This window comes from Marinospirillum sp., from assembly GCF_014859565.1.
The window spans coordinates 1-10,507 of the sequence record NZ_JACUUA010000124.1 but is presented as its reverse complement, the minus strand read 5'-3'; the positions used below and the strand labels follow the sequence as shown (position 1 = coordinate 10,507).

General features: G+C 54.4%; 5 protein-coding genes. 1 reads left to right on the top strand and 4 read right to left on the bottom strand.

What is annotated here, in order from left to right; all coding sequences use genetic code 11:
* On the top strand, positions 1-373 hold a 373-nt coding region (locus tag IBX50_RS13575; RefSeq protein WP_292256672.1), incomplete at its 5' end, for a hypothetical protein.
* A 58-nt stretch (positions 374-431) separates the two neighbouring features.
* Here the strand turns inward: IBX50_RS13575 and IBX50_RS13570 are convergent.
* The 4 genes from IBX50_RS13570 to IBX50_RS13555 form a co-directional block, all read right to left on the bottom strand.
* Positions 432-761 carry a hypothetical protein gene (locus tag IBX50_RS13570; protein WP_292256670.1) on the bottom strand — a complete coding sequence of 110 codons (330 nt, stop codon included), beginning with the start codon at positions 759-761 and terminating at the stop codon, positions 432-434.
* The gene (locus IBX50_RS13565) at positions 758-1,309 is read right to left on the bottom strand and encodes a Panacea domain-containing protein (protein WP_292256669.1); all 552 of its coding nucleotides are present in this window, start codon (positions 1,307-1,309) and stop codon (positions 758-760) included. Before IBX50_RS13565 ends, IBX50_RS13570 begins: the two co-directional genes overlap by 4 nt.
* Positions 1,310-1,520: 211 nt before the next feature.
* Positions 1,521-1,655: a hypothetical protein gene (locus IBX50_RS13560; protein WP_292256667.1), complete on the bottom strand. Its 135-nt coding sequence runs from the start codon at positions 1,653-1,655 to the stop codon at positions 1,521-1,523.
* 128 nt (positions 1,656-1,783) lie between these two features.
* A complete protein-coding gene (locus IBX50_RS13555) occupies positions 1,784-10,333 on the bottom strand; it encodes an LPD38 domain-containing protein (RefSeq protein ID WP_292256665.1) in 8,550 nt (2,849 codons plus the stop codon).
* Positions 10,334-10,507: the final 174 nt, after the last annotated feature.

Below are 10,507 nucleotides of genomic sequence, written 5' to 3'. Positions count from 1 at the left end.
TGCTGGTTCGCCCATCTTTTGTAACCAACCATGTGGCTTCCAGCTTGGGCATCGGCCAGCAGCTGTTGCCTATATCCACAATCTGGCTATGGCTGGCGAGTACATCCAAAAGCAAGAGGCTCCAGCCCTGCCGGAAATAGCAAGGCTGGATGAGCTGAAAGGCCAGGGTCAGCTGATTGCCATTACCGAACTTGAGCTTCTGCACATTCACCGGCTGATGGGTCGCATGGTGCTGACCAATAAGATTTTTAATCGGTATGAGCTGTACAAAGTCAGCAAGGCGCTGGGTTCACGGTTCGGCGGGGAAATGCTGGATATCAGGTGGGGGAAGGCAGTTGTGATGCCCACAAACTCAAGCATCTGGAACCGCTGATGAGCAGCATCTACGCCAAGCGGTTTGGTGCTGCTGCGGGGTCGGTGTTTGGGTGAGATTAAACCCGGCAAGCGCGGATGATTCGCTCTTGCCGGGGAGTTATGTCGTCACTGTTCAGGGCGCAATCTTGCAGCTCGCGGGTGATCTGCTCGGTCAGGCAGATCCAGGTGGGCTTTTTCAGGTAGCAGCTATTCAGTGGCAGGTAAAAATTAGGTATCCGGTCGCTGTTCTGGCACCCGTAAGTAATGCCTTTTCCGTAATTCTGCGATGTGGTTTTACAGACCAGAGTCGTGCTTTTTTCTGATCCAAGAATAACAATCAGCTTTTCACCAATCTCACCATCGTGAAACTGGAAAGCCCGATCAAAGTACACGTCCCCAGCGCTCATGCAATCGCCTGCATAAACTCCTGGCGCTCACCAACCATCTGCATCATTTCTTCTGCTTCGCTGGCACGTAGCGCATAGCTGTATGGAATCTCAGCCTGCTTCTTCCCTTCCTTGTTGAACACCCTGTCCCAGGGCAGGTTTTCAAGGTGGGTCGCTTCTATGATTTCTTCTGATTTGCAATCGGCGTATTCATGCGCCAGCTGCTGCATCAGCTTCATTTCTCGCCTGGTAAAATGATCGGCAGAAAAATCCACCAGCGGATCAAAAGAAAGCATGGGCATCCGGCCTGTGGCTATCTCGCTGATCTTAACGGCCTCAGCAAGATCTGGCTCAGGGCAATCCAGCTCACCATACAAGGCAACAGGCACCGGCCCCATCGGCCACGCAGAATACGTTAACCCTGTTACGCTGCGGCCAGTGGTTTTGAAGTGTTCAAAATCAAGAAAGTACAGCAGCTTAAACAGCTTAACTTTGCCGCAGTAACGGGTGTTCTTGGCAAAAAAAATGATCGCCTGGATCATCTTCTCTCGCTCGTGCGTAATCAGCATACCAGCCTCATGAATGCGTCTATGCAATTAAGTATGGTGATTTACTACCGCCTGCGCAATGGTAGCGTATTCTAAAGGCTTTGGTTAATCAGTGCCAGAATAACGCTGGATGATAGCCAGAAGAATGCGCCGGATGAAATCAGTAGCAGACTGATACCGGCGCAGAAGTTAATAAAAGGGCTTGCGGGCATGGTGATCCCTCCAGGTATCATCATCTAAAAACATGCTCTGCCAGTGCTGCAATCAGCTCTGGCAATCTTGCGGTGACGATAATCACACACAAGGCAGCAGCAAAGTGCCAAATGGTTTTGTGTGCCTGATTCGGTTTGATGTTCTCTGTTTTCATGGTGGCACCTAGAAATTTAACCAGTAGTCGTTTATTCTTCGCTTATCGCCTCCTGTTCAGGCGTGTGCTTAATGCCTCACGGCATGAAAAACCCCCGAAGGTGCCAGCCTGTCGGGGGTTTGTTTTTTTCAGGTTCTGATATCCAGCCTATCCACCACCATCTTTTGCAGCCGGTTCTGCATGGCACGAATCCTGTCCAGCTCTGCGCGTTTTTCCTCCGGGCTTAGGTTATGGTTATTCCGCACAATGTTTGCTCTGGCGCGTAGCGCGGTCAGCTGCCTGCTGGCACGCTCCATTACTTGCCGCTGCCCCAGTTCGCTGCGGTGGCGGTTTGCCATTTCCCTTGCGCGTTCCAGCTCTCCTATTTTCTGGTAATTCTGGATATCCGCGTGCACGCGCCGCACCTCAGTCAGCCGGTCATAAAACAGGGTTCCGTATTTCTCATAACCGGGGATGGTGGTGTCCTGGTAAAAGCGGCGGAAGGGCTGGTATTCATGCCAGCGTTTTTCTGGCTGGGTTTCTCCCAGCGCACTGCGAAAGATCACATCAGCTGTGCTGCTGGCCGACGCTCCGATTTGCCCAAGGTAGCCGCCTATCAGGTGGTCGATCTGCACCGGGCTGAGCACCAGGCTGGAATCCTTGCCAAAGGCTGCGCCCAGCGTTCCTTCCAGTCCACGGCTGATCCACTGGGCGTGCTTGGTTGTGTTCGGGTTCACTCGCTGGCTGGGGCTTAACCGCTGATGCGCCATGCTTTCAATCTGGCGGCCAGTGAATTTGTTTTTGTTCGCCCACACTTCCATCATCGGGTTAATCGCTTGCGGCGTGGGGTCCATGCTGAAGGTGTAGGCCAGCATGTGCCCAAGGCGCTGAGCAAACAGTTTGCCGGTGGCCTTCTCGTCAACAAATTGCTGTGTGATGCGCTCCACCAGGGTGGCGATTGCGCCAACCTCAAAGGGCTTATGTAGGCGGAAGTGTGCACCGCCAACAAAGAAGTGCCAGTAAGTGTCCTTATCCCAGTCCTCCAGCTTCTCGTATTCCTCGTTGTCTTTGTTGTTCAGGTACAGGGCAACAGTTGCCAAAGATAGCGCCCCAACAACCAGGCTGAAGCGCTTGGCTGCGGCCTTGTCGCTGGCATCGGCAGTGGCGCCACCAAACACAGAGCGCACCACCTTGGCCGTGGGTTTAAATCCAGACCGGTACAGTTTGTCCAAGCCTTGAATACGGGCGTTCAGGAAAGGCACCACATCAATAAAGAATCGCAGCACAGCAGAGCTGCCGTGCTGGCTGTAGTCGATCAGATCCCGCGCCTCCCATGCAGCCTTCAGTTTGCTCTGGTCGTAGTTGTGTTCAAAAATGGCGGTGCGGTTAATGTTCTCCGCAGTGTTGGTTACCTCCATCCAATAATCCCAGCTTTTACGCAGCACCTTACCAGCATTGTCTGTGCTGATCAGGTTGGCTCGGCGCATGTTGCGCTCCATGTTCAGCTTGGCCGCTTCGGGGTCTGCACCCAGCATATTGCCAAAGCTCATGCTGCCGCCCGTTGCCATCATTCGGGCTTTGGTCAGGCTGGTTTTATTGTTCACGCCGTAAGCTATCGCGCCTTTCAGGATGTTCTTGGGCACGTTATACGGCATCTTGCTGGTGGCAATGGCCTGCATGGAATCCCGCATCAGGATAGAAAACTGAAACTGGGGGGTTGCTGTAATGGCCTGGGTGAATACCCGCTTGAATTTACGCATCAACCCCATGCCAGGGAAGTTGATCGGCGGATCTTGCATGGCGATCAGCGCGTTGTACACCATCGGGTCGTTGATCTGGTACCAGGTTTTCTGTCCGTCACGCAGAACAAACGTGCTGGTTTTGGTGTCGCGTCCTGCCTCGTTCACCTGCTCAGCAATGCCCAGTTGGGCAGCGTTATCCATGGCTTGCGTGGCGGCCACATTCTTCAAGCTGGCTTCGATCAGGTGGTTGAAGTTCATCAGGGTGTTTTGCAGCAGATCATTCAACTGGGTGTTGCCACCCTTTAGGCGCTTGTAGGCTTCCTGCCGGGTTAAGCCTTTGCCGGTGCGCACGCCTTTAACCTCTGTATCCATCTCCTGTTGCACGCGGTAGAAGGGCACATAAAATTCATCCTTCCACATTTTGCGGTTTTCAGGGGTGATGATTCCAGAGGCTTCGGCAATCTGTAGCACATCATCCCGGTACTGCTGAAACTCTTTGAATACCTTTTTGTACAGCTCTGCGCGGTCACGGTTGGATTCGGTTTTACCTTGGTTCAGGCGTACACCCGCTTCAATTTCTTCCGGTGTAAACAGGTTCTCCCTGCCTTCTGCTGCCAGCTTTTTACTGCGATTGGCAGCCACCCACCCCATAAAGCGCTCGATTTCCGCAGCGCTGCCCAGCTGGTAAAGCACGCCAGCAAGACCGCCCTTGCCTGCGCTGTCTTCCTGTACGTCAATCACCTTGTTCTTGGCATCCCAGTACACTCGCCCCATCTCCATCATGGTGCCCACAACACTTCCTGCGCTGGTTGCCATTCTTGCCAGCACCCAGCTGGATGACTGAATGTTTTCATCGGTGATACTTTCGCCGAACAGCTTTTTGTCCATCTCCATCAGGGCTGCATATTTGTCGATGGCTCCCTGGCGGAATCTCAGGCCAATGCGATCAAAGGTTTTCTTCAACCATTCGCCTGCCCGCTCCATTGCCCCAGGCTTGTCTGCGCCGATCTTGCCAAGAAAGCTCTGCTGGTCGGCATCAGTATCTGGGAACCGCTCTGCAATGGTTTGCCGCTTCTTCAGAAGGGTTGGCCGATTGACAAGATCCTCTGGAGTGACTACATTGAAGCCCTGACCCTGAACCGGTGAACCACTTGCGGGCAATTGGAGCCCCATCAGTCGTACCAGTTCAGGGTTTTTCTTTTTGTTCAGGTAAAGCAGCTTGTTCTTGCTCAATGCGCCAGGACGGTCTTTTCCATAAACGCTGGCGAGACTATTAACCTCCAGCCGCCCCTGTCGCTTACTGAAATGAATGGCGCTGACAATCGGCGCACCATTGCTGTCTATGCTGTCCACCAACACCAGCAGGCTGTCTTTTTCTGATCCCTCAAAAACTGCAACCGGGTCATGCAGCAGTTCAGGGAGCTGCTCAATAACGGCCATCGGCACATCATGCTTCACGCCGTTGGTGGCTTTGCGTACCACATCACGACTTATTCCAATCGGCAAATCGGGTGTATTCAGTTCACGCAATGCTGGTGGAGTTCTGCCCAGGGTAATTGGCGGCACCAAGGTTTTTTTGCTTTCCAGCATTTTCCGTAATGCGTCACGATAGGCTTCAGCCTCTTCTGTGATCGGCTTGAATACATCGGGCCTCAAGCTTGTTCTGGTCGCACTGTCTGCCCGACTGAAGTTTTCACGCTCAGCATAACGCCGGGCAGAATCAATCAATGCGTACACATCAGGACCCGTCCAGCGGATATTCGGGAAGACCTGACGCAAGGCGGCACGTATGGCGCTGATCACCCGCTGCAGCAGCTTGGGCTTGCTCTGCTGCTCTGCAAGGTGGGCAATCAGCTCCTCGGCGAGAATGCGCTGGTCTGCTTTTTTACGATAATCCAGGTGGTCGTAATGCTCGCGCAGCTGCTTCATCTGCTGGCTGCCTTGGTGAGATTGATACACCTGATCCATCACGGCATCCAGTCGCTCACCCAGCAGGCCGCGCAAACCTTCGTGTCCCACCACCTCATGGATTGCGGTATCAATGGCGTTCTGAATGCTGTCCAGATTACTGGCAATGGCGTACACCTGCCCATCATGGTAGATGCCCTGCGCGTTGGCAGGATCAACACCCTGAATATGCAGCGCCAGTTGAGCGGCCAGCGGCAGCTGATCCGGTGTATCAATCACGTTCACGCGGCTGGCCAGCTTGCCCAGCTGATCCTTAATGGCGGCAGCGGCTTGCTCACGGGGAATGCCGGTGGCGCCACCTGAGTCCAGCTTGAACAAGGCCACACCCTCTGGGGTTTCGCGTGTTTCCAGGGTTTCAAAAAGCTTGTCAAAGGCTTCATTGATTGGCTTTTGCTCAGCTTCCGTCAGGTATGGATAGCGATCTGGATTGCGTGCAAATTCCTCTACTGGCACCACGTTGGACAGAAAGTCGTTGCGGAAACCTTGATCTGCCATGCTGGTTATCACGTAGGTTTCAAAGGCTCTTGCCCCGCGCTCAATGATCCGAGACCAGTAACCGTCAGATTTACCTTTGTCGATAATGCTGGAGCGTGACCGCATCGGTGATTCATCCAGCTTATGCACAATGTCAGCAAAGGCTTTTTCAACTTCCGGACGGATGCCTTGTGGGTGGTCAGGATCTAGCATCCAGTCGTCGGCTTTGATGACGTTATTCTTCACCCTTTGATCATATTCGGCCTTGGTTATGCGGTTAATCCTGCCCTTCTCGTAAGATGGCTTGTACACCATCGTCGGCTCTGGCTGATACGTCACATAAGACTTTCTTCTGAACTCGTTTTGATCACCATCAAATACAGGCTCTCCGCGCTGACGGGCAAAGTAGTTGTCCAGTGCGTGAAACCATTCATGAGCCAGCGCGCCAGCGCCTTTCGTTTTGGTAAGGTTGATGACGTGCCGGACAGACTCAAAGTGTGCGTTTGCTGATCCGCTTCCGCGTGAGCCTAAGCCAATGCCAAGGCGTCCGTTCAGGCTCAATGCTTCTGGTGGAATGTTCAGCACGTCGGCCAGATCCATGAAAGCATCGTAGGTATCATTCAGCATATCCTGGCGCTCTCTGGCGTTCTTGCCAGACTGCTTAACCCAGTTGCCAAACTCGACGCCACGGAAGCCAAAGGCTTGCAAGAACTCGTCTGCAGTAACATCCTTGCCTTGCCGGTGATCCTTGCCGGTGCGAGGAAGGTTGTCATTACTGCGCACATCAGCCTTGGCAACATTGTCCCGGTTTTTTACAGCATCCCATGCCTGCACCAATTCGTCGTAATTGGTGTTCATGAATGCTCGGGCAGCCGCTACGCTATCAAAGGTTTTCAGGCGGCGTCTTTCGCTGTCTCCAGCCTTGTTTATAAAGACCTCTCCGGTTTTAGTCACCCGCCTGATTTCAAACTTCATCTTGCTGGCTGTGGGCTGATTTTCTTCCAGGGCAGCTTTTATTTCCGGGATAACGGTTTCAGTTTTTTCGTGGCCGTAAAAAGTCTGTCTGCGATTGTCGATTTCTACAATAAACCAGCTGCCTTTGACCCAGTTGTCATTCTGCATATATTCGCCAGTTGCTAACTCGACTCGCCCTATCCTGACCCATTGATCGCGTGGCAGTCCTGCAAGAACTTCGATTTTCCTGAGGAAGGGTAACAACTTCCAGTTGCCGTGCATTTTTTGCAAGACAGTTTCTCCGCCCCTTTCCTCCGTAATGGATACCAGCTCCCTTGCCAGCTTCACGCTTTCAACCCATCGCTTTACCAGGTGTGGCTTGCGGGGTTTGCTGGGTATGTGGTCGCGTGCAGTTTGATAGATGGCAGCTGCGGCATTGTCCTGAATGTTGTTGATTTCATTTTTAGGCCACAGTTTTGACAGGGTGCTGCTGGCTATCTCGGCATCATCCATGCTTTCCAGTCGCTCGCGCACAGTACGCATTTCATCCTTTCGCGCACCGCCCAGCTTCTCGCCTGCATCCTCAATGGGAGTGGCGGCTTGCTCGCGGGACACGCCGGTTGCCGGTTCTGCTCCCGGCTTGGCTTCGGCGGGGCTGGTGTCAACTTCCTGCGCATCCTGGTCAAACAGGTTGTTCTGGCCTCTGGCTTCTGCCTGGTCGGTCTGGCTGTTGCTGCCAGCCAGTACAAAGTCATCGGCTTCACGGTCGGCTTGTTCGCGCTGCTCTGCTTCTCGCTCTGCTTTGGCTTGGCTGGCCTGCAGCTGTCGCTGTTCTTGCGCCTGCTGCTCGATCTCCTGCTGGGTGTAGGATTCCAGCAGGGGTTGATCTGATTCTGCTTCTGGCGTTACTTCTGCGGCTTCTGGCTGGGCTTGTTCTGGTGCGTCTGCGACGGTTGCAGTTCTTTGGGTAGAGGTGTCAACTTCGCCTCGTCCGTCTGGATCTGGTTGGCGTGGCTGTGCGCCTGTTCCAGCATCTGTTTCATTGTTTCGCTCAGTCCGGCTTGCTGCTTCATTGATGATCTCCTGCGGGGTTAGGGGTTGGTCGCCGAACAGGTTTTCTGTCGTGCCTTGCTCGGCCTGCTGGCGGGTGATTGCAGCCAGCTCTGTAAACATAGCAGAAAGCCGGGTGGGTTTGCTGCGGTTCACGCTGATAAAGGTGGCAAGGGTTTTGACTTCTGCCGGTGTGGCTTCGCTGAATGCGTCACCCTGGGCAATCAGTTGATTGATGGTTAAGCCTTTGCTGCGTGCGCTTTCTGCCATTTCAAAGGCGCTACCGATAAAGTCCGCCATCTTTCCGCTCAGTTCCGGGTTGTATTCCCGTGCCACCGCAAAATCTGGCGCTGCTTTGCTGAGTGCTCTCATCAGATTTTTGTAAGGGCCTTCAATGTCGGTCTGCATCTCTACCAGCGCATCATTCTGGTATGCCTTGTGAAATACTGCCGCCTCAATCCTGCGCCCCATATCAGCATTGGCACGGCCATCATTGCGCATCAGGCTGGCGGCTTCCTCCTGCCCAAGCTCTTGCGCAAAGGCGCGAACAAAGTCCTGGTTGCTGGCGGCCAGTGCACCATCAGTATCAGATGGCTGCCACATGCGCATCATGTCACTGCTGATTTTTTCGGCATCGGTGCGGGCTTGCTCAAAACGGTTTTGACTGGCGACCTGCTGCTTGTTGGCCTTGCGGGTGAATTGCAGTCGGTCGGTTTCACCTTCGCGCACGCGCACCAACACAGGCTGCTTCATCTGCATGATCTGCTCAGGCGGCACACCCAGCTCTCTGGCTTTTTTGGTCACATAGGCCTTATAGGCCTTGGCTTGCGGCGCGTTCTGCAGGTAGGACAACCGGATAGCAGCGCTGCGACCATTGCCGGATTCAACCACGCCATCACTGCCGATAATGGGTGCGCCATCAGAAACATTGGGCGAGTCTGCCAGGCGCTCAGGATTCAGCTGGGCAGCGGTTTTGGCAATCCATACGCGAGAGGCTACGTTTTCACGCTCCCGCTGCTGCAGTTCTTGCGGGTAGTCCGGGTTTACCCGTCCGGCTTCATCGTGGCTGATCTTGAGTTGATCCAGATCAATTACCGCATAACTGACTTCCACCGGCTCATTGTCCGGTGTCCATGCCTTGGATCGCTGGCCTTTGGCAATGGGTGCGGCTTGTGGTGCTTCGGCTTCTGGCTGGTCAGCCTTGCGGCTCTTTTTTGGCTCGGTGTAGGGTTCTTCAAAGGCTTGGCGGGTAATTTCTGCAGCAGGGTTTGGCTGAGCAGGCGGGGCTTCGCCGTAAATGATGTTCTGGTTTTCCAGCATCAGAGGCTGTTCTGGTGCAGGCAGACCAAGTATTTCAGGTTCTTGCTGGATCTCTGGCTGGGATTCTTCTGGCTGTGCAGGCTGATCTTGAGCTGGGGTGCCTTTGCGTATGCCGCCAGCAACCCCGCCCAGTCCACCGCTTAGCACACCCTCTGTGGCGGCGTTGGCTTTTACGCCCTCCATCGGGTCGCGGCCAGGGTCTGCCGTTTCGATCATGGCTTGGTTCAGCGCGTACTGCTCTATACCGCCCTGCGCTGCGCCGGTGCTACCTTGTACGGCCACCTGTTGCCCCATGTTTTTAAGGCGGCTGCCGGTGCCCATGCCGCCACGAAGCAGGTCATCAAGCATTTTGCCGCCGACGGCTTCCAGTGCAAAATTACTGGTAATCAGTGCCGGATTGCTCTGCACCTGTGTGGCAGCCATTTCTGCCACCTGTTCTCGCGCCTGCTTGCGCAAGGTTGCAACATCAGCGTCCGGGTTCTGGTCGGCCAATGACCAGTAGGTATCACGAAAGGCTGTGGATTCGTCCAGTTCAGCATCAGGCATTGCCATTACTTCATCCCGTGCCTGTATGCCCATCATGCCACCAGCTGATGCAGCACCTGCCGTACCAAAGCCAACGGCCTGACTTGTGGCGCGGATAGCCGGTGCTGCGTTTTTTGCTGCCTCTTTACCCAGCAGTTTTCCCGCTACCTTTGTTCCGATGCGTGTGCCTGCAGCAGCGATGCCAGCACCGGGTGCCAGCACGCCTGCCCACTGGCCTGCAAGGTTTGCGGTTGATCCTGCCCAGGTGCGCGGGTCGGTAAAGCCTTCACCCATGCGCAGCTTGCCGTTTTCATCTTCGGTAAAAAGCTCTTTACCCATGGCCTGCTGCATAGCTGGCGACATGGTTTCCTGTTGCAGGTCTGCGCGGTCTGTCGCCAGGTCGCGTAATCCTGCGCCTGATCCGGTCAGCTGATATACCGTTTCTGCATCACCGGCAATAGACTGGTAGATACCTTGCTGAAAGGCATCAATCAAATCACCGAAGATGCCCTGCTTTGATTCGCTGCCTGCTTGCAGGCCAAGTTGCGGCTGTGGTTGTTGCGCCTGCTGCTGGAGGCGTTGCATTTCTCTTTCGTAGGCGCGGCGTGCAGCGGGTGAAAGCTGCTGAATGTCATCTTGCGGCAGGTTGCTCTGTGGGTTCATCATGCCTCCCGGCAGGTGTCTATTCTGAGACTCAGTAGCCGCTCATGGCGGATTTTTCATCAAGGCGATTCATCATGGGCGAGGCTGGGTAGGCGCGTCCGTTTCCACCTCTGGGTGGCGGTTGTGGTTGTTGTTTTTAATGATCCGGCCCTTTTCATGACAGAGGGGGTGTTCTGC